The organism is Hornefia butyriciproducens, from assembly GCF_009695915.1.
GTDB lineage: Bacteria > Bacillota > Clostridia > Peptostreptococcales > Anaerovoracaceae > Aminicella > Aminicella butyriciproducens.
Window position 1 is genome coordinate 14,392 of sequence record NZ_VUMZ01000004.1, and the last position, 23,958, is coordinate 38,349.

The following is a 23,958-nucleotide window of genomic DNA, read 5'->3' on the forward strand; positions in this document are numbered from 1 at the left end:
CTCATGCCCTTTCCAGTTCCCCCAGAAGTTTCCGGAGTTCTGCAAGTTTCTTCTGCATAAGCGGATTCTCTCCGCAGTCCTCTGCAAGCTCCGCAACGACTCCGAGAGCCTGTCCGCAGGTACTCCGCAGCGCAGTCATATGCGCCACCATTCCAAGCTTCCGCTCGTATTCCGCCAACTGCCGTTCCGCACTTTTCAGGGAATCATGTACAGCGGCTCTGGAGATCCCGAAATTTTCCGCAATCTCTGCCAGGGAAAGATCCTCCTCGTGATAGAGTTCCATGACCCGGCGTTTTTTATCTGTCAGGAGGCTTCCGTAGAAATCGAACAAAAGACTTTCTTTTGCTATTTCATTCATCCCGCATCCTCCGTTCACAGTATTAACGGGGCTCCTCACCTTTTATTCCTTCTGAGAATACACGGAGATGCTCCGCCCCCTTTCCACGTTACCTGACAAATATACCACAGGCCGCATGCGGTGTCAAGTATTTTTGCTTAACATCCTGTTCGTATCTTTGACTGACTTCTTCTCCGTTCCGGAACAGTCTTCATCCGTTCCACATATACGATGATGAGGTGACATTATTTCCTCACCTGAGACAGATATGTGATCGTGAAGGTCTGGTTTTCCTGCATAACCGATTTCAATGCCTCAAGCTCCGAAGCGCCGGAAGAGTTCCCTTTTCCCAGCACCCTGCTCAGGCTCTCGCTCAGAAGGCTCTGCAGAAATCCGGTATTCTCGTCGTATTCGATTTGCTTCGCCTTCACAGCGGAGCTCATCTTATAGCGTGCCTTCATATCGGCGACAGCCTCGTCATAAGTTCCGATCTGATCAACCAGACCCAGCTTCTTCGCCTGCTTTGCGGTATATATTCTGCCGTCTGCAAGTTTCCGAACCTTCTTCAGACTCATATTCCGCCCTTCAGCCACGATGCCGGTGAACTGTTCATAGGCCTCGTCCACCAGACCCTGCAGGATTTTCTTTTGTTCCCCAGTCATCTTCACCGTGGAGCTGCCCATGGCTTTGTTCTTCCCGGAAGTGATGGTCACTGTTCTGATGCCGTATTTCTTCAGCAGTCCGGTTATATCATACATAGTTCCCAGAGTGACTCCGATGGATCCGGTCCAGCAGTTGCGGTTCGCAACAATGCGGTTGCAGTTCGAACTGATGTAGTAACCGCCGGAAGCCGCCTCGCTGGCCATGTAGGAATAAACCGGCCTTCCCGTCTTTTTCTGATAATGCCGGATTGCCAGATACAGTTCGTCGCTGGCATAAACACTCCCGCCCGGCGAATTGACATAGAGAATCATGCCTTTGTTATTTGAATCCTTAATCATATCGTCGATGCGGCTCAGAATCCAGCTGTGATGATAGCTCGAGCTGCTCAGCAGCCCGGAAGTGTCAGACTCTGATATCGTCCCCTCTACCGAAAGCACTCCGATATACGGATCACTGAGTTTCAGCGTTCCCCCGTCGCCAATGACCGCGTCAGATGATTTCATATGCCCCCTGATCAGAATTCCCGCCGCGATGATCACCGCAAGAATAATCAGAAAGACCAGGATGCCCTTCTTCCAGGTGAACGGCTTTTTCGTCTTTCCGGCCTGAGAATCGAATGTATTTACTCTGTTTTCCATAATATTAATCTCTCCTTATCATTCCTGCTGAATAATAGCCCCTTCGGATTAGTGATATTCCAGGCTTATCCAATCATATTCAATGAATGAGCGTGTATTTAGTATTATACCATTGAGCCGCTTTTGTTGTAAAGAAATCGCACAGAACAAATTCTCTCTTGACAGTGTACTATCCGGAGTAGTATACTTAGCACACAACAGGGGTAAGTTAATACATCAGCGTCTGTCCTCCCGGGCAGGCGCAAGAAGAAAAGGAGGATGCGATGTTTCAGCTCGATATGAAATCAGGAAAATCGATTTACGAGCAGATTATCGACAACATCAAAGAGCTGATCATGACTGATGTTCTCGCGGAAAACACCAGACTTCCGTCGGTAAGAACACTCTCCCGTCAACTGACCATCAATCCGAACACAGTCCAAAAGGCCTTTAAGGAACTGGAACGTGAAGGCTACATCTTCACTGTTTCCGGCAGGGGGACCTTTGTCGGCCCGAAGAGCAGCATCAAGGCGGATCCGGCCCAGGTGAAAAGCGCCCTGACAGACGTGATCAGCGCTTTTAAGCAGCTGCTCTATCTGGGACTGTCGCCGGAGGATGCACGGGATATGAGCGTCAGCGCCATCGACGCGCTGATAGGATCAGTCGGAAAGGAGAAGGGACTATGATTGAAACAAGGGGACTGACAAAGAAATACGACGGCTTTCAGGCATTGTCCGGTCTGGATATGACAGTACCTTCGGGCTCGATTTACGGCCTGATCGGCATTAACGGTTCCGGCAAGACCACGGTACTCCGTCATCTGGCCGGAGTACTGCGACAGGACGCAGGCGAAATCCGCTTCGACGGAGAAGATGTATGGGAAAATGCCGCCGTAAAGCAGCACATCGGACTGGTTCCCGATGATCTGTTTTTTCCGAACGGATATAATCTGGCCGGCATGAAAAAAATCTTTGCGGGCAGTTACGCCGCCTGGGATGATCGGAGGTTTCACGAAATGACACAGGCCTTCCGTCTCAGCGAGACCGCACGTTTGCGGAACTTCTCAAAGGGGATGAAAAAGCAGGCCATGTTCTGTCTGGTCATGTCCACCATGCCGAAATACCTTCTGCTGGACGAGCCGATTGACGGCCTTGACCCCATCGTGCGCAAGCTGGTTTGGAAGTATATCGTGGACGACGTGGCCGACCGGGAAATGTCAGTACTGGTTTCCTCCCATAACCTCAGAGAAATGGAAGGAATCTGCGACCATATCGGAATCCTGTCTGCAGGGAGCATGAAGATGGAGCGGGAGATGGATTCTCTGCGGGGAGATCTGCACAAAGTCCAGATTGCCTTCGGAGCCGGCGTGCCGGAGAATCCCTTCGCAGGGCTGAACGTGCTCCATCATGAAAAAAGAGGCTCGGTAGAACTGCTTCTGATCAGCGCTCCCAGAGATGAGATCGAAAGCAGACTCCGGGTTCACGATCCGCTTATCTTTGACATCCTCCCGCTTTCATTGGAGGAAATCTTTATCTATGAGTTGGGAGGTGACGATGATGAAATCAGCAGTCTCATTTTCTAAGACCTGGATGCGGGAAAACTTCCGGCGCTACTGGATTGTTCCCGTTCTCGGATTTATGGGATATTTTCTGTCTTCAATACTGCCGGTGCTCCTTTGCTATCAGCGCTTTGACATCGTCAGCAGTTACGCTTCTATATCAATTTCCAATCAGAATCCCGCGATCATTGGAATTGACTGCATTCTCGCTGTCCTGATGGCAGTCTGCGTGTTCAGTTATCTGCACAACAGCGCCTCAGTCACGATGATTCACAGTTTTCCGTCGGGGCGCGGTCAGCTGTTCGACGCCTCCGCTCTCAGCGGATTCTTCATGATGCTGATTCCCGTCGCCGCGAACGGCATTCTGATGATGTCTCTGTCGGGCGCCAGAACCGATGTCAGTGACACGGTTCTGGCATCGGAACTATTTTCGCCGCTTCGCTGCCTGGAATGGATCGCAGAGACGATGATCATCATCTTCTTTGTCTATGCGCTCTCTGTACTGGCCGGAGTTCTGGCCGGGAACCGGACGATTCATACGCTGCTGGCGCTTTTCCTCAACGGACTTCCCTTTGTCCTGGTCATCATCATCCGCATGGCGGAATCGATGTTTCTCTACGGATATTCAGACGAGATCCTGGCAAACTGGACTCTGAGGCTGTCGCCGGTCAGCTATATGGCGCTGAAAGGAACCGGGAGTGTTCCGTCCGGTCTGCAGTACGAGCTTCTATATCTGCCGGCGGCGGCCGCGGTACTGATCATCGCGCGTCTCGTCTATCGGAGAGTGAAGCTTGAGCGTGAGGAGCGCGCCTGCGTCTTCCCGCTGATTGCGGACATTATCTGCATTCTTCTGACCTTCATCTGTGCGGTGCCGTCCGCATGTCTCATGATGGTTGTCTTGACCTCGGGCGCACATATCAATAATTCGTTCCGGATCCGCTATCTGATTCTGTTTGTCATATTCTCCGCGGTATACTACCTGATCAGCCGCGCCATCGCAGACGGAATCACCCATGTATTCAACCGGAGCACGTTGAAGAAATTCGGCATTTACGCAGTTATCGCAGCGGTCTTTCTCTGTTTCACGGTCTTTGATCTGAGCGGTTACAGCACCAGAACTCCCGAAACTTCCGATGTCGCTGCGGTCGAAATCACCGCCGATCTGGTCTCGGACGTCACTGGATACGCACCCTTGCGGCTTACGGGAAGAGCTGCGGTGAACAAAACCATCGCCCTGCAGAAGGAGCTTATCGACTCTCGCGAGGTAAACGACGCTGATGCTGACTGGAGTACCGATATCACGATAACCTATCGCCTGAAAAACGGAACCGCAATGCGCAGAACCTATAGCTGCATGTACAGCAAGGATCACCCTGAATCCTTCCGGGCACTCCAGACTCTGTTCGCGGCTCCTGAGGTAATTGAGAAATTCACCGGCAGAATTTCTAAATTCCAGTCAAGGGCTTCCAATATCAGCCTCAGTCTCGATGAAACGGCGCTGCAGATCCACCGCTCTGACTGGAGCCGACTGTTCAGCGCATACAGAAAGGATCTGCGTTCCATCTCAGGCAGCACCCTGAAAACTCTGATGAAAAATTCCAACCTGTACTTTCTGAATGTCGAGCAGGGAAACAATGAGAGTACCATCTATCTTCCGGTTCAGAAGAGCGACCGGAATACTATGAAATTCCTGCAGAGCCGGGGATATCTGAAGGAATTGAAAACGCTGAACTCCGAAAGTGACAAATAGTGTCTGCCTGCTAAGTCCCCGCCGGACTTGGCGGGCGCCGAAGGCAGTTTGTCAGAAGCGCCGCGGCACACAGCACAGTCCGGCTGAAGGCTGTGTGCCGACGCGAATTAATGTATGGAAGCCTTTCCGGTTTCCGCTCCTCACAGAAAAACGGCTGTGTGCCGGCGTTCCTAATATCGCCGGCTTCACAGCCGTTCTTTAATGCGTGCTCATCTATCGAATATGCCTGAAATACCAATCCAGACTCTACTCCACGGAAACAGCTTCGCAGTCGTCCAGATCTACCGGAACGATGACGTTCCTCGCGTCCTCCAGACACTCCGCTGGCACATACAGTTCGATTTCACCTACCGTATTCGTCCCGAACACGATCTCCAGATAATTACTGGAACCGACATATTTTTTCTCACAGGGGATGTTCTCACTTCTCAGCTTGGATTCCAGAATATCCGCCTGGAAGCTGTCGGTGACCGTACAGAGATAAGCCCCGTCCCGCCAGCGATAGCTGTCTTCCTGCTCCGGAGAGGCCTTTCCTCCCCGTCTTCTGAATATTTCCGCCATCCGGATATGACCTCCTTGACTGTTCTCCTGTCTGCAGCCCCGCTATTCCTCTTCCGCGGCTTACTCGCCGCCCTCTGCCGTTCCTCCGCCGGTACCGCCTGAACTGCCCGAACTTCCGCCTGAACCTCCGGACGAGCTTCCCCCGGAGCTGCCTGAACTGCCGGAGCTGCCTGAACTGCCGGAGGACCCTGAGCTTCCCGAGCTTCCTGTGCTGCTGCCGGAGGATTTCGATGCGGATGAGCCGGACGAACCGGAGCTTCCGGAAGTTCCGCCGGAGGTGCTCCCTCCGTAGCTTCCGCTTCCGCTGTAAGTGCTGCCCGAGGTGCCTGCCGTTCCCCCGGAACTCTGTGTCGAGCCTCCCGCCGCACCGGCAATCTGCGCGGCGATAGTAGAGACCGTTCCTGAAACGTTATAATCCTTCTGCCCGAACATCTGCTGATGTAATTTCACCACATTCGCCGCCAGATCGGACGGGAACACATAGGAAACGCCGTTCAGGTTCCCTGTGGTCACATTATACGGCCAGCCGATGCTCTTGCCGAACTCCATCTTGGAGAGCCGCTGCGCCAGACCGATCATATCGTTATTAGACAGATTCGTTTCAATCTGCGGAAGCAGATCATCCATAATGTCCATCAGCTCCGCCAGATTCTTCTCCTGCAATTTTTTTGTCACCTTCTTAATAACCACACGCATCCGGCTGGTACGCTTGAAATCGTCCCCGACGCCCTTGCGTATACGGCCGTACGACACTGCCTGCACGCCTTCCAGCGTCTGCTTTCCCGCCTTCTTGACAAGCTTATATTTTTTTTGTCCTATATTGTGGGCAGTCTGCTTTGTATATTTGTTCAGCTCTTCAATTTCATAATCATGGACGTTCACCGTAATTCCGCCGACCTTGTCCACCAGGTTCGCCACCATCTTGAAGTTAAACAGCACATATTCCGAAACATTCAGATCCATCGTCTGATTGATGGTCTTCATGGCGCCGGTCGCACCGCCGGAGGCGTATGCGCTGTTGATTTTGTTGTAGGTGTCGGTTCCGTTGATCCTCGTATAGGTGTCGCGGTATACGGAAATGAGATTGACCTTCTTCGTCTCCACATTCATGCTGACGATGATAATACAGTCTGTATTATGCTGCTTCAGGTTTTTTTTCTTCATGCTCCGCGAATCCACACCAAGCAGTGCGATATTCACATACCCGTCCACGTCTACGCAAGACAGTTCCTTTGTGCTAAGCTTCTTTGTCTTCTGCACCCTGTTCAGCATACTGTAGACAGAGGTTGCCACCAGCGCGCCCGTCACAATCAGGAACGCCACCAGAAGCAGTGCGACAACCGCCGCCGGTTTTTTCCTGAGTTTCTGAATCAGCTTCATAGAGTCTCCTTTTTCTCCAGCGCCCGCTTTTCCGCAAGGCGCCGTTCTCTCTTTTTCCTTCTTCTCTCTGCCTTCTCGGCATCCTCCCTTTCAATCATTTCATCGTAAAACGCCGCAGCCTCGCTGATTCCGCCGTCGAAAATCAGTTTTCCCTTCTTCATGACGAGACCGCGGGTACAAAATTCTTCGGCCACTGCTGTGGAATGAGTCACGAAAAGAAATGTGACATTTTCGTCCTCTACCAGTTCCCTGATTTTTTCTTTGCACTTCTTACGGAAGGATTTGTCTCCCACGCTCAGCGCCTCGTCCACGATCAGGATCTCCGGATGGATACTCACGTTAATCGCGAAGCCAAGACGCGCTTTCATTCCGCTGGAATACGTTCTTACCGGCTGGTCCATATAATCTCCCAGCTCAGCGAATTCAATGATCTGCGGTTCCAGTTCCCGAACGTCCTCCTCCTTCAGTCCCAGAAGGTTTCCTCGGAAATAAATATTCTCCCGCCCTGTGAATTCAGGGTCGAACCCGGCGGTCAGCTCAAGCAGTGCACTGACTCTCCCGTTGACCTCGACCTCTCCGCTGGAGGGATAGGTGACCTGGGTAATCATTTTCAGCAGTGTGGACTTTCCGGCGCCGTTGCGTCCGAAGAGTGCCACCGCTTCCCGCGGCATAACGTCAAAGGAGACGTCATTGATCGCCTTCCTCTGCTTGCACTTCACATTTTTGAAAAAGATTGCGCGAAATCGCTGCTTATCATCTTTATACAGTTTATAGGTTTTTGTGACATGACGAAATGAAATCGCCGTCTTTGTAATACTATCTTCCATATCTCATTATCTCTTTGTGTTCGGTCTTGCTTCATCGGTGCCGCTTCACGAAGGGATCCTCATCGGTGTCCGCCTCACGAAAGAAGCCTCGCTCGGTGTCACCGTACAGGATTCTGCCCGGCCCGCAGGGCGAAGCAACTCTCGATGCCGCTGTACGAGACGAAGTGACGCTCCAGAGAGCCGTCAGATCACGTCCGGAATCTCCTTCTTCAATCTTTTGTACGCCCAGATTGCAAGGACGCACATGATCACCGTCATGATCACAAAGTTCCTGATCTGTCCCGGATATTCCCAGATCCAGCGGTGATAAATCATGGCGTTGCGGTAACCGTTGGCAACCAGTGTAATGGGGTTGAACAGCATCGTCTCACGAATCCAGGGAATGGTGATCCGATTTGCATCGTAAATAACCCCCGACAGCCAGAACAGCGCCTGCGTCACAGACTTCACCAGGTTCAGAAAGTCCTTGCTCATGGCAGACAGCATCCCCGCCATAAGACTCCATGCGGTGAAGAAAATAAACATTCCGATAATAATCAGCGGAATCTGCAGACAGTATTTCGTGGGCATGAATCCGAAACCCATAAAAATGAAGATCATAATGATCTGCAGCGCCAGATTCACGATCAGATTCGACAGACTCACGAAAGTCGGAATCGTATCCACCGGAAACTTGATCCGCTTCACCAGATACTTATACTTCCGTATAGAGCCCGCGCCGCCGGTCAGCGTCGCCTTCATATAAAACCACGGAATGAATCCGCTGATCATCCACAGAAAAAAAGGATACCCGTCCACATCGTGTCCCCGCCGGACTCCGATGGAGAACGCGAACCAGAACACAAAAATCGTAACGGCCGGTGATATGACCGCCCACATCCATCCAAGCGCCGCGCCGCGGTACTGCTTCACGATATCGGATTTCGCAAGCTTCAGCAGCTGCCTGCGGAATTTAATATGATCGCTGACGATCTCTGAAAGTGTATTCAAATCCCTTCTCCAATCCATTTTTTGCAAATCAGTATATAGTATTATAGCCTAAAATCCTTCCCTTCGCAACAGTGCATTGCGGCCGGGTAGTGTAAAATAAGTGTGGAACTTTTCCGAGGGATTTAGAAAAAAGAAAATAGAGGTCAACTCTTTGTGTTAAAATAGAATTTGCAAAAAACAACACGAAGGGAGCGACCTCTATGAATTATAGTAATAGTATACACCAGATCGCAATGGATTTGAGAAGAAAAATCATAAAAAGAACAGAAAACGGTGAGATTCAGGATCTGGATCTCATGGCGAAGGACATTGCCGAGGATTGCCGCACATCAGCCAGAGCTATGGTGGAAGCGACACTGAAGTATCTGAATGAATCTATTCGCGAGGACAAAAGCGAACGTAAACAGCGAAATCAGCCGTCAGACGGTGAGAAACCATACAGGTTCCGGAAAAACAGCCGGACGAGAAACGAAGTCCGGAAGTCCTGCACATATACGCAGACGAAGACCATGTCCATATGCAGAAACCGAAGAAGGAGAGGGGAAAAGGAAATCAGATCGTCCCGCTGGTCACAGTGAGCGAGGGAATTGAGAAAGTGAGCGAGCGGCGAAACCGGACGATCCGGCCGATGCACTTTGTGGATGAAGAGTTTAACGGAAAGCAGTTATGGGAAAGTGTAGAGGGCTATATATCCAAAGCGTATGATACAGAAGCGCTCAAACACATTTATGTACATGGAGACGGCGGAAAACGGAAGGTCAGATCAGTCATGTACTCTCCGAACGATTCAGCCGGAATCCGATGGGATGGAGCAGGAAAGGACTGACGAAACTGAGCAAAATCAGGGTATTGAACCTTAATGGACAAAAAATCACAGCGGCTGATTTCAGAGGCGAGCAAGAGGAGACCTACCGGGAATATGGAGAGCGAATGATATAGGAATACGTGAACGGATATACAGACTGAAGTGTATTTGAGCGAGAAGTCCCCATCTACGATACAAACGCAGGAATGCAGAGATTGCTGCAGGCGTATGGACAGAATCACGGGGTTTTAAATTAGAAGCAAATTAAAAATACAAGAGAATTGTCAACCGAAAAACTCTACAACAAGTTGACACCGCCGTGCGGCCGGGGCGTTATTGCCTTTTCTCAGAATATATGGTATATTTAATTCGTGTTTCGTGCGCATCTGTCTTGTCAGCGGAAGCTTCGCGGAGGGCAGCGCGCACACTTCAAACCGGGTCATTATCGTTACAGAGAGAAAAATGTGAATGTGGAGGTGTGAATGAGTATCAGGGCGATACTGCTTAACCTTGCAGATCGGGGCGTGACAGGCACTTATGATCTGCACAGAAGAAGAAAGAAAGCGCGGAGTGTCTACGCAGAGCTGACGGACTATTACAAAAAACGACCCTTTCTGCATATGGATGCCCGGCAGCGCAAGGAAACGATGGATCATATTCTGGAACTGGAAAATTCTTTTCAGGGTCTGGATCACGTTCTTGCCAAACAGTATCGCAGGGAGGTAAAGGCCTATTATCTTAAGGGCCTCGGTCCTCAGTGCTATGCGAAATATGCGAAGCAGCCTGTGAAGGACAAAGTTGTATTTCTGGAAAAAGGCGGTCCCAGGAGCGCTCCAAACGGATATCTATCTGATGTCCTGAAGGCTCAGGGGAAATACCGGGTCGTCATGATCGGCGCTCAGCTGCGTAAACGCTCTGACATAGAAGCCTATGAAAACATCCTGAAGTTTTATCGCGAAGCCGCTGACGCAAAGGCCATCTTCATCTCCTCCGCCAACGAATTTCTGAGCCAGTTTGATCTCCGTCCGGAAACAAAGCTGATTCAGCTCTGGCATGGTCTGGGAATCCTAAAAAAAGTGGGATACAGCACAATCGACAATGAGAAGTTCGGACGTTCCCGGAAAGAGGCGGAGGAGTACGATTCATATCGGAACTATGATTTTGTTACCCTCCCCTCCATGGAGCAGGCGTGGATCTTCGAGGAATCCATGCACATCCCCGCAGATTCCGGAAAGCTCCTTCCGATCGGTGTTTCCCGCACGGATCAGTTCTATAAGCCGGACATCATCCGCAAAGGCTACGAGGATCTCCACCGGAAATTCCCCGCAACTGCCGGGAAAAAAATCATTCTCTACGCGCCGACATATCGCGGCAGGCTTTCCAACGCATCCGCACCGTCCGCCATGAACTACAGAGCGATGGCGCAGGCACTCGGCAACGAATACGTGCTGCTGATTAAACAGCACGGCTCCGTCAGGAATCTCCCGGGCTATCCGGAAGACCTCCTGAACACCTTCCTCTTTGATATGAACCGGACTCCGATCGTCGGCGCCATTGAGCGACTGCTGATGATTGCAGACATCTGCATCACGGATTACTCCTCAATCGCTTTTGAATACGCGCTTCTGGAGCGCCCGCTGCTGTTTTTCGCCTACGACCTGGATGAATATTATGTAGATCGGGGCTTATACTACAAATATGACGAAATCACGCCCGGACCGATCTGCTCCACGACAGAGGAACTCATCGACTGCATTCAGCATATCGACCTGTGCTTCGATAAACAAAAAATCATCGACTTTAAAAACCGCTTCGTCGGAGCCTGCGACGGCCATGCAACTGAACGGACGATCGCGCTGATCGAACAGGCGCCGCAGGCCGCGCGCCCGTGAAATACCCTCGACGAAGCGCGTGAACGTGCCGCCGCGAAACGAAAGATGAAAAAGAAATAAAGAAGGTGCGAGACTGATGAAGAGAGTTATTACCTACGGAACCTTTGACCTGCTGCATTACGGTCATGTAAATCTTCTCCGGAGAGCAAAAGAATACGGCGATTATCTGATCGTCGCGATCTCAACCGACGAGTTCAACTGGAATCAGAAGCACAAGAAATGCTACTTTACCTACGAACAGCGTAAAAACCTCGTAGAAGCCATCCGCTATGTGGATCTAGTTATTCCTGAAGAGAACTGGGAACAAAAACTCAGCGATGTAAAAGAATTCAAAATTGATACCTTTGTCATCGGAGACGACTGGAAAGGAAAATTCGATTTCCTTAAAGACTACTGCGATGTTGTCTACCTGCCGCGAACTCCGGAGATCTCCACAACACAAATCAAAAACGAACTGAAAAAATAGGGAATAGGGTTCTTCATCAGCATGTGTGGGTGACTGAAGTGCCGTGACCCTTGAAAACAATTGAAAAAGCATACAATTTCCTGTAGGATTTTTTTTGCAACAAAAATCTCTTACGTAAAGGAATCTGTATGCTTACCAAAACAATACTCAAAAAAGCACTGAATGTCAAGCACACTGCCATCGATAATGTAACTTTTGGTTCGGACGATTCGATTATCGTCCGTGTCCACCCGACGAAGGGTGAACAATGTCGCTGCGGCAAATGTGGACGGAAAGCTCCGCGATATGATGCCGGCAGCGGGATCAGACGCTGGCGGACCTGCGACATGGACACGCATAAAACGTATCTGGAGTCAGAGGTCTATCGGGTCAACTGCCCCGAGCATGGTGTTGTTGCCTGTGCTGTTCCATGGGCCAGACACGACTCGGCATTCACATACGAGTTCGAGCATATGACTGCATGGGTCGCGGTGCACTGTTCCCGTAAGGTGACGGCTGAGTTCATGCGGATCTCATGGAACACTGTCGGTCCGATCATCAGTCGAATCCGGCAAGATGCGGACTTCGATCAAAAGAGCCGTTTCGATGGACTGGTGAACATCGGCGTCGATGAGACCAGCTACAAGAAGGGCCACAAATATATCACTGTCATTGTGAACCATGATACCGGCAAGGTCATCCGGGGATACGCCAAAGCCAGATACCACAGCGAAGGACATCAAATCCAGTAAGTTCGCTCTCGGAAGGCTCCGGAGAACCTGACCGAGAAGCAACGGGCGAAGCTTGAACTGATTGCCAAGAAAGACAACCGCCTGTATCGGGCATACCTTCTGAAGGAAGAACTGCGGCTGGTGTTCCATCACGGATTGGATGCAGGGAAGGAACAACTGGATCACTTCATCAAGTGGGCACAGCACTGCAGGATCCCGGAGTTCGTGGAACTGCAGCGAAAGATCCGCCGGCACTACGATGCAATTCTGGCAACACTGGAGCACAAACTGTCCAATGCGCGCATTGAGGCAGTCAACAACAAAATCAAGCTGACGATCCGTATGGCTTACGGATTCAGAGACATTGACAACATGATGGGCATGATCATGCTGCGATGCTCAGATATCGAGGTGAATCTGCCGTGGAAAGGTCAGATTCTGACCCACATATGTTGATGATGCCTCAGAAATAGGAGACAACTCTCTGGTATTCGGGAGTCTGTATTGTCCCATCAAATCAGAAGATTTGAACCATAGCTGTCAGTTTCAACCCATCTCACTCAGGCCTTCAGATAGTTAGTCGATTAAGGTTAGGAACCCGGCCGCCGTAGGCTTATGCGGGCACCGGCCTATGCCAGCGAGTTCCCGTCGTCGTTTCCGAAGATCAGGTCGATTACGCGGTCCGTTGAATGGCCGTCCAGGTCGCGGAAGTTCTTCGTCAGGAAGCCCTGCAATTTTTCCGCTTCGTAGTCCTCGTTTCCGATAGCTTCGACGAGGGCCCGGAGGGTCTTCACGATTTTGCCGGGCACGATTTCCTCGTAGGGTTCGTAAAAGCCTCTGTCATCGTTGTAATTGTCCAGATCGAAGGCGAAGAACAGCATCGGGATGTTCAGAAGAGCCGCCTCATAGATGACCGAGGAATAGTCCGTGACCAGAACATCGGTTACCGTCAGCAGTTCGTTGATGTCCGGGTAGTCGGTCGCGTCAATGAAGTAGTCCTGATATTCCTGCGGGATGCGGATTTCACTCTTTACAAAGGGATGCAGCTTGATCATCATGCAGTACCCTTTGTCCCTCAGAAAATCACCGAGAATATGGAAGTTGATGATCTGCAGCGGGAAAGACGCACTTCGGGCGTTATTTCCCCGGAAGGTCGGGGCGTAGAGAATCACCTTTTTCGCCTCCGATATCTGCGGATAATGGGCGCGAACCTTTTCTGCAGTGCGTTCCAGATATTCCCGGTCAAAGAACACATCTGTTCGGGGGATTCCTACCGGATAGAATTTGCTCTCACTGAGGGCGAACGCCTCCGCGTTATGACGGGCGGAATGCTCCGAACTCACAATCACATGAGTGTAATTCTTATGTGTCTTAGTCAGGAGCATCGGTGCGCCCTTCTTTCCCAGTCGTTCAAATCCGATGGTTTTGAATGCGCCACAGGCATGCCACAGCTGCACCAGCTTGACATCCGGGTCGTACTCATTTTTATACAACTCCGGCTGATAATCATCCGTGAAAATCACATCCGAGGTTGCCAGATCATGGGTAAAGCGGAATTTCTCCCGGAAACTGCGCCGCGCCTTGATGCCGTCCTTGAAAGAAAATTTGAATACATATTTGTCCCCCAGACCCCGCTCGAGCATACGTTCATAGACGAACTTCTCGTTCCCGGCCAGCTCGTTAGTCCGGTCGGAAGTGAAGAATACCTGGTTCCCCTTCTTGGGCTTGTTGCTGAATATATTGAAGGCCACATGAAAGCCCCAGGTGGCCAGACTGCGATACTGCCGATACACAGTCTCCTTCAGCTGCTGTGTAAATTTCCGGAATCCGGTCAGCTGCTCCGGAAAAATAAAGGTGACGTCCAGATAATAGGTCCAGTCTTCAGTATTTAAAGCCGAAATGCCTTGCCAACTTTCGCCCTCGTTATTGTCCATTACAAAATTTATTTTTATTTCGTCCATGACAGCCATGTGTACTTGGTCATAGACTGAGTCGGAAACATAATCCTTCAGCCGTTTCTCATCACCGATGTCAGCGCGCAGATACCATTTCCCTGTCCGGATCGGGTATTCCCCGTCCAGTTCCATGACATTGACGCGCAGACGGAAGCGATTCCCCTCTGTCTCCACAGCCTCAATATCCAGTTCCCGCTTCTGCTTCTGTTCCCGCAGATAAAAACGGGCGCCTTCGAGGCTGTCCACATCCTCCACGTGCCCGATGATGTGAAGAATAATCCTCTGATACTTTACCTGATCGATAATCAGCTTCGTCATATACCGATTCCTTTACTTCTCCCAGACCATCACGGTTTTCCCCCCGCTCTTGCGAATGTCCGCGTCGAACGCGCGGTTCATGTCCGCAATGGAACGGACCGTAATGGTCTCTCCAATGATACTCTCCAGATATTCCTCCACGTCCTTGTTGGAGTTGTACAGCTGAATCGTATCCCGAAAATCCTGTACGCCGCTTCTGCTGGAGCCGAACACATTCAGTCCCTTCTCCAGAATCATGCGGGTGTTCAGGGGCACCGGATTCTCCGACACTCCCATGATCGCAATGGTCCCTTCCGGATTAATAAAATCGATAATCTGATTGATGGCGATTCCCGAGGCCTCCGTCCCGACGCATTCGAACGCGTGATCCACCCGCAGCTCCGGCGGGATGTCCGTGATGTCATACGTCGCGTCCGCAAACACGAAATCCGCCATCTTGTAGTCGTTCTTTCCGAAAATCAGCACCTGACTGTCCGGCATCCTCTTTTTCAGCAGCAGCGCCGTGATAAACGCCAGATTTCCGTCGCCCCAGACGCCGATCCTGTCACGGCGGCGGTGTGCCCTGACATCGAAGCGGTTAATCGTGTGGTAACTGACCGACACGAGTTCTGTAAACGCCGCCACTCTTTTGTTAATCCCTGCCGGCAGAAGCACGAGGCGGTCTCTGCCGATAGCGACACTGTCCTGCATGAAACCGTCGAAGCCGCTGGCCCGGAACTTACTGCTGCGCAGATAATTCTCCGCGATAACATCGTCCTTTTCCACCGGCGTATTCGGCACCATCGCCACCGACTGCCCCGGCTTGTACTCCCCACGGGGGTCGTACAGCACATCGCCGATGCCTTCGTGAATCAGCGCCATCGGAAGCTTCTTCTTCAGTACCTCCGGCGCCCTCTTGCCCTGATAATATCTCTGATCCGCATTGCAGATCGACAGATGAGTGGGCCGAACAATAATATTGTCATCCTTCAGGCTGATATCAGAGAACTCCGCCTCGAAACGCCGGGGCGCTACCAGCCGGTAAATCGTATTCAGCACTTTTTCTCCCCTCCCAGCAAAGTTTCTGCCAGCTGCAGATCATACGGATACGTTACCTTGATATTGAACGTCTCGCCCTGTACCAGCGTGACCTTTTCTCCCTTCATCACAAAGACCTTCGCCGCATCTGTCAGGACTTCCCGTTCCTCCTCCGTCAGCTCCTGATAAAGTTGTTTGAAGGCCGCCGCCCGGAAGCTCTGAGGCGTCTGCCCCTGATAATAGAACTTGCGGTCCGGAATCGCGCTGATCACCGCTCCGTCCCGGCTTTCCACAATGGTATCCGTCGCGGGAATCACCGTATCACAGATCACGCCCTGCTGCGCCTTCTCGATATTCTCTTCAATGATGCGGTGAGTGACAAAGGGCCGGACAGCATCATGCGTAACCATGATGGTATCCTCATCCAGTCCATAATTTTCTTCGACATACCGGATCGCATTCATAATCGTCTCATTGCGAACCGCGCCTCCCTGAATCACTTCCACTCTGCTGCCGTCCGGAAGATACTTGCGGAACAAATCCTTTGTATAAGAAATCCACTGCTCCGGGCAGAGCACGATTACCTTCTCGAACTTGTCATTCATTACAAACTTTTCTACCGTATGAACGATAATCGGCTTTCCGCCGATGGTCAGAAACTGCTTCGGTTTATCTACATTGCCCATGCGGGTTCCCTTGCCGCCGGCCAATACTGCTCCAAAAATCATATCTGTCCTCCTCTCCATGTATCAGACGTTAATAGATTTATTATATAATAATCTCACAAACTGCGCAAGTTTATTCGTATTTCGTGTTCCGCCCGCCACGAAGCGATCTGCAAACGCTTTCTGCTTCACCGGATCCCAGCGTTCCTCCTCAATCGCCTTCATGACCTTCTCCGGTTCGCGGTACAGCTCCTGCGGCATTTCTGACGGAAAGTCAATACAGAAGCCCCGGCGCTGAAGATAGACGTCGAGATCCCATGTATAGAAGAACAAAGGCCGGCCCGCAACGGCTGCCTCAAAAAGAAATGCCGAATAATCCGTAATCACATAATCCGCCACAGACAGCAGTTCCATACTGCTGTACTCAGGGCACCGAAAGACTCCCTCCAGATCCAGTTTTCTCCGTTCCACCGGATGGAGCTTGACAATCAGATTGAATCGGGTCCGGTCCGCCGCATCGATCAGCCCGCGGACCGCCTCCGCGGTATCCACTCCCTTCCTGAAGGTGGGCGCGTAGAGGATGTTCTTTTTTCCGTCTCCCAGCTCCGGATAAGCAGCACGGATTCTGTTTCCTCTCTCCTCCATGAACACACTGCTCCGCAGCAGATCCACACGCGGAAGCGGCAGAACCTTCACCGTTTCCTCCGGATAATGAAACGCCTTTGCGTAATACGGGCGACAGAATTCACTGCTTGCCAGAATCGCGTTGTAATTGCGGTGCATCCGCAGGGCACGGATAAGTTTCGGACTGTAGCCCTCTGCTTCACCCTCAACATAGTATCCGAATTTTTTACAGATCCCGAGGGCATGCCACATCTGCAGGATCTGCAGTGAACGTCTGTGCCGCAGCACGCTGGCAGTGATACAGTATCCCTCTAGAATGACGACTCTGGAAGTCGCAAGTGCATGCATCTCCGGTCCCATCATATGAAAGAGATATTTCACCTTTCCGAACAGTCCCGGAGGAATCATCCGATACAGGGCCTGTGTTTCAATCTCCGGATATTCCTTTCCGATTTCCTCAAGAAGCAGCTTCACATCAGGCGACGGGGCCGCGCTCTGTCTGCTGATGACAGAAACCCTGTTTCTGACCGGAGCAAGCTTGTGAAAGCAATAGATCAGGTTCAGAAACGCAACGCCGATATTAATCACGATTTCCATCTGTTCCCACCTCCTTCCCGAATATCCACTTACAGGTTCTCTCCGTGGAATGACCGTCGCATGCGCTGAGGAAGCGCTGCCCGAAGGCTGCTCTCTTTTCTTCCGCCATGTCCCCCTCCCGGACGGCGCGAATCAGTTCCTGCTGTCCGGTCACAACCGGACCGTACAGATAATCCTCATAGGGATAATACAGCCCCCGCCCGTCAGCATACACCTCCCGGTCGTAGGCGTAAAATACAATAGGTTTATTAACAAAGAAATAGTCGAAGATAACCGAAGAATAGTCAGTAATCAGAACATCTGTCACAAGCAGAAGATCATTAATTTCCCGATGCTCCGACAAATCCAGATAAAAGTCTCCGTATTTTCCGGGATCCCATTCTCCCCCCTTATGGCGGAGAATATTGTTGTACACCGCCGGGTGCCATTTGAACACAAAGATATAATCCTCTCCCAGTCCCTCGCGAATCCGCTCAAGATTCAGACGGTTGAAATCATACCCCGCATCGTCTGCCCGGAGCCCCCGATAGGTGGGTGCAAACAGAACGACCTTCTTCCGTTCGAGCTGCGGAAATTCTTCATACAGGGCGTTCTGCGTCTCCCGAATCTTCTGTGCATCGAAAAACAGATCCGTCCGCGGAACTCCGGTGGCCCTCACCTTCTCCGGCGGCAGCCCGAAGGCCTCCGCATAGCAGCCCCGGATACTCTCCGCACTGACGATGGCCTTCGCGTATTTCCGATACCCTTTATGAATGCGGATTTTCTCATTTCCGGCGGCGCGGCTGTAGCCGAATTTTTTGAACGCGCCGGCGCCGTGCCAGAGCTGACAGATCTGCTGTCCCGGCCTGACGCTGTAATAGGAGGTATATCGGAAATAATCCTCCAGGAGAATCGTTCCCGCCGTGGTCATATCGTAAACGAACCGGAGGAATTTCCCCGGTCCTGTGATCTGTCTCCGGTCTGCTTTCAGGTATGTCACTTTTTCGTAACTTCCGTCGAGATAATCATAAACGTCCTTCAGATTTCCGCCCAGCTCTGCCCGGACATCGGAAACGAAAAAGACTTTGTTTTCCCTTACCTCTGTAAAAATAGCGATCAGCCGGCTCAGTAGGATAAACGCCACCGCGCTGATTCCGTTCTTAAAATATCTCATGAATGCTCCAGTAGTTTTCTGCCGTGCCGCCTGCGGCACGCACTCTGTGTCACCGTTTCTCTGTTCCCGGGTTTCTTCTCGCCCTCCTACACTATACCATAATCCGGCGGGCCCGGTAAAGTCCGCCTCCCGAAATCTGCGCGCCGAGAACCGCTCTTTGTGATATAATCAAGAGGTATCGCACAGTACACAGTAACAGAAACGGAGGTTTCATCATGACAGCTTCAGAATATATCCTCGCATCCGCATCTCCCAGAAGGTCCGAGCTGATGAGGGATCACGGCCTGCGCTTCCGGACGGTCCCCGCGGAGGTCGATGAGACGCTGCCGCCGGACACGGACGGACCGGACGCCGTTATGTATCTGTCCCTGAAAAAAGCTCTCTGGGTGGAGTCCCGTTATCCTGAGTTTGCCGGCAGACGGATCATCGCCGCCGATACGGTCGTCTGCACCGGGCGCATTCTCGGAAAGCCCGCCGATATCGGTGAGGCGCGGGAAATGATTACGGAGCTTCGCGGCGCAGTGCATCACGTGTACACCGGCGTGACGCTCCTGATCGCGGGGGAACCGCGCCGGAGATGCTTTTGTGAGGGTACAAAGGTATTCGTCCGCGACATCAGTGATACGGCTGTCGAAGCATACATCCGTACGCAAGAGCCATATGACAAAGCCGGAGGCTACGCCATTCAGGGAGCCTTCGGGAAATATATCGATCACATTGACGGCGACTTCGAAAATGTGGTAGGACTTCCCTGCCGGCGTATGCTGCAGGAACTCGCGCTCCTCTGACCGAAGATCAGTAATTCCGGACCAGCTTCCGGAATTTTTTCATGGTCATAAACCCGTTGACCTTCAGCCTGCGGATGTTATAGGGATCATCGCTCCTGCGGGCGTACACGTGCCGGTCGAAGCCGAACGCCATTTTCATTTCGCTGTGTCTGGCCGCCTGCAGGTAGTTTTCCGGTGCGAAGCCGTAGGGATATGCGATGTAGTCATATCCTGCGTCTGTGCATTTTTTCAGATCCTCCGTCAGTTCATCGTAGCTTCTGCTATAAACGGCGCCTTTTCCGTTCTCATAATGATGCAGATCCCATGAGTGAGCCTGGAATTCAAACTGCGGATATTCCTCCCGGACTTCACGAACCTTGTCCCATCCGATGAATCGCTCTTTGGCCGAGCCGTCGTAAGGCTCTGTTGTCTCCTGCGTTCTGGTGCCGACCAGAAAGGACGTCATTTTCATTTTGTATTCGCGGATCACCGGATAGACGAGATAATATCCCTCATAGAACCCGTCGTCCATGGTCAGCATCACACTGTTCTGAGGAAGCTCAATGTCTCCGCGGTACCACTTCCGGAACTGATCTGCGGAAATGGTTTTGAATCCGTTGTCGTGCAGATAACGGATCTGTTTTCTGAAATCTGACAGAGCCGCCACCCACTGGTTATCCGCATAATAACGTTTCTTTATCTTATCCGGCACGATTCGATGGAACGTGAGGATCGGCACAGTTCGGATTTTCTGCTTCGGATCCACTCCGACCATGACATGAATTTTCGCACGCTTCCCGTTGTGAGCGATACAGTAAATATAGCATTCGCCCTGATCCTTCGCGCGTATCCTGCCTTTCGCGGAGACCGCGGCAATGCTTTCGTCACTTGAATACCAGCTCTTTGTCATTTTATGCGGCTTCTGTCCGACACGTCCCGTTTTCAGCGTAACAACAGGTTTCACCGTCGCTCCTGTCACCAGGCGGTAACTCTTTTTTTTCGTCGTTAAACGGCTTACATTATTCTTCTTTGATCCGTCAGGCGCCAGATATACACCGATGCTTCGGGAGGTTTGTCCGTACAGCGCGTTTCCGTCCACGTTTTTCCGAGCCCGGATCCGGTAGCGATAATACCGTCCCTTTTTCACTCCGCGGTCCACATAACGACATGTCAAGGTTCCGGATTTCGCAGTAAGCACTGCGATTTCCCGATATAGTCCGGTGCGCTTGCTGTACCGCTGAATAGAGTACGCATCCGCCTCAGTGTTTCTCTTCCACTTCAGAACGATCTCCTTTTTCTTTGCTGCTCCTCCCCGGAACTCGCGGATCGACAGCTGGGAAATTTCCTTCCGGACCGTATCACTGCTCTTCTCTGATGCAGCGACTGCCGTATATAAAACCGCCGGGTCAGTATCTTCCGCCCAGACCACCGAAAAGAGTCCGGGAATCATCAGTGCCGCCAGAGCCACGGACGCAACTTTCTTTCCGACTCTTGTTCTGATCTTCTCTCCTATATGCTCCTCTGTTCTCATTATCTTCAATACGCCGCCTCTCTGCCGGCGAAATAATCTCTCTTCCTTCCGCACTGTATTTTCGCAATCACCATTTAGCGGCGATACGGTTCACAATACGCTCCGCTGAATGCCCGTCGCATTTCTTCATAAATCTGTTACGAAACGCCTCCCTGTCATCCGGGTCAATCCGCGGATTCTTTAAAGCGTCAATCAGCTCCTCCTCTGAAAAGACCTGCTGTCCCCACGCATATTCGGTCAGCCTGCGGCCGGGCTTTTTCCGCAGAAGATAGTCGTTAGCGTCGAACCAGTAATGTATCATCGGCCGATCCAGGAGACTGTACGCGAACCCCAGGTCAGTATAATCTGTAATTAGAATGTCTGCGGCCAGCAGCAGCCCGTTGAGATCCGTCTCCCGAGACAGGTTGAGATCAAAGGATTCCACCGTTTCCCTATCGCGAAACTCCGTCTCATCCTCCAGAAAGCTCTTTGTCCGGGGGTGCCAGCAGAGCGCCAGCACAAAATCCTCCCCAAGAGCGTCACTGACGCGCCCGGGATTAAAATATTCAAAATCATATCCGGTCTGAACAGAGAGTCCCTGGTGGAAGGCCGGTGCGAACAGCGCCAGTTTCCGCCCCCACAGACGGGGATAACGGCGCTCCAGGCGCTTCCTGGCCGCCAGGGCGGCTTCCCTGTCGAAGAACCTGTCCGTTTCCGGAATCCCGTACTCCTGCGTCTGCGGGCAGACCAACGGCGAATGCTCAACCAGATCCCCTCCTCTCGTATGCCAGAGACGGATCAGCTCCTGGTTTTTTCTGAGCTCCAGTCCGTCCGTTGCCACATCGTCGTCCTCCGCAATCAGCGTCCCGGCAGTCGCATAATCTGCGGCGTAAGCGACGTTGATCTGTTCGCTCTGTTCCAGCTCCGCCGCGGCCGCATCCTGCAGAACATCACCTCCGCGGTCGTTCAGGGCGTCTGCCAGAGGTCTCAGGTTCCCTCCCGGCTCATGAGCAACCACACCGAGGAACAAAGTTTTATCTGCCTGTACTCTCCGCAGCTTCCGGGCGATACGGTAGGAATTTCCCAGAGGAAGCCCGTTCCGATCCTTCTCTCCGTCCTCCTCCGTCCCGAAAGGCTTCAATCCCTCCGGTTCCGCCGGTGCCTTGGGTTTCTTCGGTTCATATCCGGACTGAAGGCCAATGCGCACATTAGCGACGCGCCGGTATGTCAGCTTCCCGAAGGCGGTTCCACAGACCTGCTCCGGGCCGGCGGTTTCATCCAGTTCCTTCAGAACATCCATAAGGGCGTTTCTTCGGAAAAGCTTGTTGAACAGGCGGCAGTCGATTTCATTGTGTCGCGCCATCACCTTCGGATTTTTCTCCGCATTTCTGCGTCCTTTCTTTGTAAAACAGCTATTCAGACGGTCGATGCGTTCTGTCGTTCCCTCCCGGTATCCCAAAGGAAGAACGGAGATGAAGTCAACATCAAGCTTCTGCAGGTTCCGCAGCATCAGCCTCACCGTATTCTCGTTATATATGGCGCTCCCGTCGATAATCTGCAGGCAGCGACCCTTCGTCTGCGAAGCCAGTTCTCTTAACCCGCAATTATCCTGTTCGGAGATATACAGATTCTCCTTTTTCGTATATTCCTCCGGAACGCTCTGACGATAGCAACCGTCCAGCCAAACCTCGAAATTCGGGCAGTCCTGATAGTACAAAGTGTCAAGGAATCGGGAAAGTTCCTTTTCCTCCAGCCCTGCGGCGACCGCCACACTCAGATACGGATCCTCCAGAATTTCCTCTTTCGTTTTCAGCCTCTCCTCAGATTCCAAATCTGTCATCGCCGGTCCCAGCGCGGCCAGGTCTTCTTCCGTCAGCTTTTCACGGTACTGCTCCGCTGTCGTCATAACCTTTGAAAGAGTCTCTTTCTCCAGAATCCAAAGATGCCTGTAATACTCATTCACAATGGATGTACGGAATATCCTTGCATTAAGCGTTCTCTGCATAGATTCCGTTCTTCTCTCCTTCACCAGTTTTTGGATCTCCTCCACAGCCACAATCAGATCGTCAAACATAAGCGCGTCCAGCCTGCTCAAAGCGCTTTTCGCCTCAAAGGGCAGTGCTTTGTGATATTCGTACACGACTCTGGGGCATCCGATGATTTTCCCGCAGACATCCAGAAAAGAATGCAGGAATACGCCATCCTCCGCATGTCGGATTATAGGAAAACGGAGTCGGTGCTCTTCAATTATACTCCGCCGGAACATTTTATTGCAGACACTGAAACTGTTTATGAACCCCACGTCATCTCTCTGTATTATCACCTTTTGTGAAAGCAGTCTGCTGTTTTTCAGGATGCTTTCACCGAAGCTCTGAATTCTGCGAAACTCTCCCACCACGAGATCCGCTTCCCACTGCCCGGCGAGGAAAAGCATTTCCTCAATCGCATCAGGACGAAAGGTATCGTCTCCGTCCAGAAAGGCCACGAACTCCCCGGAAGCAGCATCCAGTCCCGCGTTTCGCGCTGCGGATACACCGCGGTTTTCCTGGGTGATGACCCGGATGCAGGAATGCTTCCCCGCCAGATCCTCAAGAATTTCTGCGGAATTGTCGGTAGACCCATCGTTAATTACAATCAGTTCCAATTCCTCAACTTCCTGATTGATCACCGAATTCACCGCGCGTTCTATATACTTCCCGTTGTTATATGTTGGCAAAATTACTGAAATGTCCAAAATCCCACTCCTTCTGTATTTTGTGAAACCTCAACTTCACGGGTTCATCCTACTGTTTCCCC

23 protein-coding genes and 1 pseudogene are annotated in these 23,958 nt (G+C 51.6%); 11 read left to right on the forward strand and 13 right to left on the reverse strand.

All coding sequences use genetic code 11. The features are described from left to right. Position 1: 1 nt before the first annotated feature. Entirely contained in the window at positions 2 to 358 is a 357-nt protein-coding gene (ylxM, locus tag FYJ64_RS05125) for a YlxM family DNA-binding protein (RefSeq protein ID WP_154574139.1), read from the reverse strand. Positions 359 to 582: 224 nt separating this feature from the next. Continuing rightward, positions 583 to 1,638 (reverse strand): signal peptide peptidase SppA, encoded by a 1,056-nt coding sequence (sppA, locus tag FYJ64_RS05130; RefSeq protein WP_154574140.1) that lies wholly within the window; start codon positions 1,636 to 1,638, stop codon positions 583 to 585. Positions 1,639 to 1,901: 263 nt separating this feature from the next. Between sppA and FYJ64_RS05135 the strand changes: the two genes are divergently transcribed. From FYJ64_RS05135 to FYJ64_RS05145, 3 genes are read left to right on the forward strand one after another with little or no spacing between them, the layout of a single operon-like run. After that, positions 1,902 to 2,303, forward strand: a complete 402-nt coding sequence (locus FYJ64_RS05135; protein WP_154574141.1) for a GntR family transcriptional regulator — start codon at positions 1,902 to 1,904, stop codon at positions 2,301 to 2,303. Continuing rightward, positions 2,300 to 3,199 carry an ABC transporter ATP-binding protein gene (locus FYJ64_RS05140; protein WP_154574142.1) on the forward strand — a complete coding sequence of 300 codons (900 nt, stop codon included), beginning with the start codon at positions 2,300 to 2,302 and terminating at the stop codon, positions 3,197 to 3,199. The genes FYJ64_RS05135 and FYJ64_RS05140 overlap by 4 nt, the downstream gene beginning before the upstream one ends. Then, positions 3,171 to 4,925: a hypothetical protein gene (locus FYJ64_RS05145; RefSeq protein ID WP_154574143.1), complete on the forward strand. Its 1,755-nt coding sequence runs from the start codon at positions 3,171 to 3,173 to the stop codon at positions 4,923 to 4,925. The genes FYJ64_RS05140 and FYJ64_RS05145 overlap by 29 nt, the downstream gene beginning before the upstream one ends. A 246-nt stretch (positions 4,926 to 5,171) precedes the next feature. Here FYJ64_RS05145 and FYJ64_RS05150 read toward each other — a convergent pair whose 3' ends face one another. The 4 genes from FYJ64_RS05150 to FYJ64_RS05165 all read right to left on the reverse strand — a co-directional run bounded on the left by FYJ64_RS05150 (position 5,172) and on the right by FYJ64_RS05165 (position 8,683). Further along, a complete protein-coding gene (locus FYJ64_RS05150; RefSeq protein ID WP_154574144.1) occupies positions 5,172 to 5,486 on the reverse strand; it encodes a putative signal transducing protein in 315 nt (104 codons plus the stop codon). Positions 5,487 to 5,546: 60 nt separating this feature from the next. Beyond that, complete coding sequence (locus FYJ64_RS05155; RefSeq protein WP_154574145.1) at positions 5,547 to 6,866, reverse strand: LCP family protein; 1,320 nt, start codon at positions 6,864 to 6,866, stop codon at positions 5,547 to 5,549. Then, a complete protein-coding gene (locus FYJ64_RS05160; RefSeq protein WP_154574146.1) occupies positions 6,863 to 7,693 on the reverse strand; it encodes an ABC transporter ATP-binding protein in 831 nt (276 codons plus the stop codon). Before FYJ64_RS05160 ends, FYJ64_RS05155 begins: the two co-directional genes overlap by 4 nt. Before the next feature lie 183 nt (positions 7,694 to 7,876). Then, positions 7,877 to 8,683, reverse strand: a complete 807-nt coding sequence (locus FYJ64_RS05165) for an ABC transporter permease (RefSeq protein WP_206045549.1) — start codon at positions 8,681 to 8,683, stop codon at positions 7,877 to 7,879. A gap of 200 nt (positions 8,684 to 8,883) precedes the next feature. Here FYJ64_RS05165 and FYJ64_RS05170 point away from each other — a divergent pair, with 200 nt between their 5' ends. From FYJ64_RS05170 to FYJ64_RS05200, 7 genes and pseudogenes are all read left to right on the forward strand, one after another. After that, positions 8,884 to 9,261 carry a hypothetical protein gene (locus FYJ64_RS05170; RefSeq protein WP_206045550.1) on the forward strand — a complete coding sequence of 126 codons (378 nt, stop codon included), beginning with the start codon at positions 8,884 to 8,886 and terminating at the stop codon, positions 9,259 to 9,261. Continuing rightward, the gene (locus FYJ64_RS11785) at positions 9,201 to 9,509 is read left to right on the forward strand and encodes a hypothetical protein (protein WP_407928772.1); all 309 of its coding nucleotides are present in this window, start codon (positions 9,201 to 9,203) and stop codon (positions 9,507 to 9,509) included. The genes FYJ64_RS05170 and FYJ64_RS11785 overlap by 61 nt, the downstream gene beginning before the upstream one ends. Next, the gene (locus FYJ64_RS11790; RefSeq protein ID WP_407928773.1) at positions 9,485 to 9,622 is read left to right on the forward strand and encodes a hypothetical protein; all 138 of its coding nucleotides are present in this window, start codon (positions 9,485 to 9,487) and stop codon (positions 9,620 to 9,622) included. Before FYJ64_RS11785 ends, FYJ64_RS11790 begins: the two co-directional genes overlap by 25 nt. Before the next feature lie 348 nt (positions 9,623 to 9,970). After that, entirely contained in the window at positions 9,971 to 11,380 is a 1,410-nt protein-coding gene (locus FYJ64_RS05185) for a CDP-glycerol glycerophosphotransferase family protein (RefSeq protein ID WP_154574150.1), read from the forward strand. Between the two features lie 76 nt (positions 11,381 to 11,456). Next, positions 11,457 to 11,846 (forward strand): glycerol-3-phosphate cytidylyltransferase, encoded by a 390-nt coding sequence (tagD, locus tag FYJ64_RS05190; RefSeq protein WP_075712417.1) that lies wholly within the window; start codon positions 11,457 to 11,459, stop codon positions 11,844 to 11,846. A gap of 128 nt (positions 11,847 to 11,974) precedes the next feature. Continuing rightward, positions 11,975 to 12,577, forward strand: a complete 603-nt coding sequence (locus tag FYJ64_RS05195; protein WP_154574151.1) for a helix-turn-helix domain-containing protein — start codon at positions 11,975 to 11,977, stop codon at positions 12,575 to 12,577. A gap of 21 nt (positions 12,578 to 12,598) precedes the next feature. Next, positions 12,599 to 13,012, forward strand: a pseudogene (locus FYJ64_RS05200) (ISL3 family transposase); the annotation flags it as partial. A 173-nt stretch (positions 13,013 to 13,185) separates the two neighbouring features. On the opposite strand, the gene FYJ64_RS05205 reads toward FYJ64_RS05200, so the two are convergent. The 5 genes from FYJ64_RS05205 to FYJ64_RS05225 are packed head-to-tail and all read right to left on the reverse strand — an operon-like array spanning position 13,186 to position 18,885. Continuing rightward, entirely contained in the window at positions 13,186 to 14,829 is a 1,644-nt protein-coding gene (locus FYJ64_RS05205; protein WP_154574153.1) for a CDP-glycerol glycerophosphotransferase family protein, read from the reverse strand. Positions 14,830 to 14,841: 12 nt separating this feature from the next. Further along, on the reverse strand, positions 14,842 to 15,867 hold the full coding sequence (locus tag FYJ64_RS05210) for a ribitol-5-phosphate dehydrogenase (RefSeq protein WP_321073979.1): 1,026 nt from the start codon (positions 15,865 to 15,867) through the stop codon (positions 14,842 to 14,844). Next, on the reverse strand, positions 15,861 to 16,574 hold the full coding sequence (locus FYJ64_RS05215; protein WP_154574154.1) for an IspD/TarI family cytidylyltransferase: 714 nt from the start codon (positions 16,572 to 16,574) through the stop codon (positions 15,861 to 15,863). The genes FYJ64_RS05210 and FYJ64_RS05215 overlap by 7 nt, the downstream gene beginning before the upstream one ends. Positions 16,575 to 16,595: 21 nt before the next feature. Further along, positions 16,596 to 17,732, reverse strand: coding sequence for a CDP-glycerol glycerophosphotransferase family protein (locus FYJ64_RS05220; RefSeq protein ID WP_154574155.1), 1,137 nt, complete (start codon positions 17,730 to 17,732; stop codon positions 16,596 to 16,598). After that, the gene (locus FYJ64_RS05225; protein WP_154574156.1) at positions 17,716 to 18,885 is read right to left on the reverse strand and encodes a CDP-glycerol glycerophosphotransferase family protein; all 1,170 of its coding nucleotides are present in this window, start codon (positions 18,883 to 18,885) and stop codon (positions 17,716 to 17,718) included. Before FYJ64_RS05225 ends, FYJ64_RS05220 begins: the two co-directional genes overlap by 17 nt. A gap of 215 nt (positions 18,886 to 19,100) precedes the next feature. Between FYJ64_RS05225 and FYJ64_RS05230 the strand changes: the two genes are divergently transcribed. Then, complete coding sequence (locus FYJ64_RS05230; RefSeq protein ID WP_154574157.1) at positions 19,101 to 19,673, forward strand: Maf family protein; 573 nt, start codon at positions 19,101 to 19,103, stop codon at positions 19,671 to 19,673. Between the two features lie 7 nt (positions 19,674 to 19,680). Here the strand turns inward: FYJ64_RS05230 and FYJ64_RS05235 are convergent, their stop codons facing one another. After that, positions 19,681 to 21,183 (reverse strand): polysaccharide deacetylase family protein, encoded by a 1,503-nt coding sequence (locus tag FYJ64_RS05235; RefSeq protein ID WP_235897130.1) that lies wholly within the window; start codon positions 21,181 to 21,183, stop codon positions 19,681 to 19,683. 67 nt (positions 21,184 to 21,250) lie between these two features. Further along, the gene (locus FYJ64_RS05240; RefSeq protein ID WP_154574159.1) at positions 21,251 to 23,896 is read right to left on the reverse strand and encodes a bifunctional glycosyltransferase/CDP-glycerol:glycerophosphate glycerophosphotransferase; all 2,646 of its coding nucleotides are present in this window, start codon (positions 23,894 to 23,896) and stop codon (positions 21,251 to 21,253) included. Positions 23,897 to 23,958: the final 62 nt, after the last annotated feature.

Coding starts and splice junctions, on each gene's coding strand:
- FYJ64_RS11790 (WP_407928773.1), top strand. CDS start 9,485: ATGGGATGGAGCAGGAAAGGACTGACGAAACTGAGCAAAATCAGGGTA.
- ylxM (WP_154574139.1), bottom strand. CDS start 358: ATGAATGAAATAGCAAAAGAAAGTCTTTTGTTCGATTTCTACGGAAGC.
- FYJ64_RS05160 (WP_154574146.1), bottom strand. CDS start 7,693: ATGGAAGATAGTATTACAAAGACGGCGATTTCATTTCGTCATGTCACA.
- FYJ64_RS05170 (WP_206045550.1), top strand. CDS start 8,884: ATGAATTATAGTAATAGTATACACCAGATCGCAATGGATTTGAGAAGA.
- tagD (WP_075712417.1), top strand. CDS start 11,457: ATGAAGAGAGTTATTACCTACGGAACCTTTGACCTGCTGCATTACGGT.
- FYJ64_RS05225 (WP_154574156.1), bottom strand. CDS start 18,885: ATGAGATATTTTAAGAACGGAATCAGCGCGGTGGCGTTTATCCTACTG.
- FYJ64_RS05235 (WP_235897130.1), bottom strand. CDS start 21,183: ATGAGAACAGAGGAGCATATAGGAGAGAAGATCAGAACAAGAGTCGGA.
- FYJ64_RS05220 (WP_154574155.1), bottom strand. CDS start 17,732: ATGGAAATCGTGATTAATATCGGCGTTGCGTTTCTGAACCTGATCTAT.
- FYJ64_RS05140 (WP_154574142.1), top strand. CDS start 2,300: ATGATTGAAACAAGGGGACTGACAAAGAAATACGACGGCTTTCAGGCA.
- FYJ64_RS05135 (WP_154574141.1), top strand. CDS start 1,902: ATGTTTCAGCTCGATATGAAATCAGGAAAATCGATTTACGAGCAGATT.
- FYJ64_RS05145 (WP_154574143.1), top strand. CDS start 3,171: ATGATGAAATCAGCAGTCTCATTTTCTAAGACCTGGATGCGGGAAAAC.
- FYJ64_RS05150 (WP_154574144.1), bottom strand. CDS start 5,486: ATGGCGGAAATATTCAGAAGACGGGGAGGAAAGGCCTCTCCGGAGCAG.
- sppA (WP_154574140.1), bottom strand. CDS start 1,638: ATGGAAAACAGAGTAAATACATTCGATTCTCAGGCCGGAAAGACGAAA.
- FYJ64_RS05195 (WP_154574151.1), top strand. CDS start 11,975: ATGCTTACCAAAACAATACTCAAAAAAGCACTGAATGTCAAGCACACT.
- FYJ64_RS05155 (WP_154574145.1), bottom strand. CDS start 6,866: ATGAAGCTGATTCAGAAACTCAGGAAAAAACCGGCGGCGGTTGTCGCA.
- FYJ64_RS05215 (WP_154574154.1), bottom strand. CDS start 16,574: ATGATTTTTGGAGCAGTATTGGCCGGCGGCAAGGGAACCCGCATGGGC.
- FYJ64_RS05205 (WP_154574153.1), bottom strand. CDS start 14,829: ATGACGAAGCTGATTATCGATCAGGTAAAGTATCAGAGGATTATTCTT.
- FYJ64_RS05230 (WP_154574157.1), top strand. CDS start 19,101: ATGACAGCTTCAGAATATATCCTCGCATCCGCATCTCCCAGAAGGTCC.
- FYJ64_RS11785 (WP_407928772.1), top strand. CDS start 9,201: ATGCAGAAACCGAAGAAGGAGAGGGGAAAAGGAAATCAGATCGTCCCG.
- FYJ64_RS05185 (WP_154574150.1), top strand. CDS start 9,971: ATGAGTATCAGGGCGATACTGCTTAACCTTGCAGATCGGGGCGTGACA.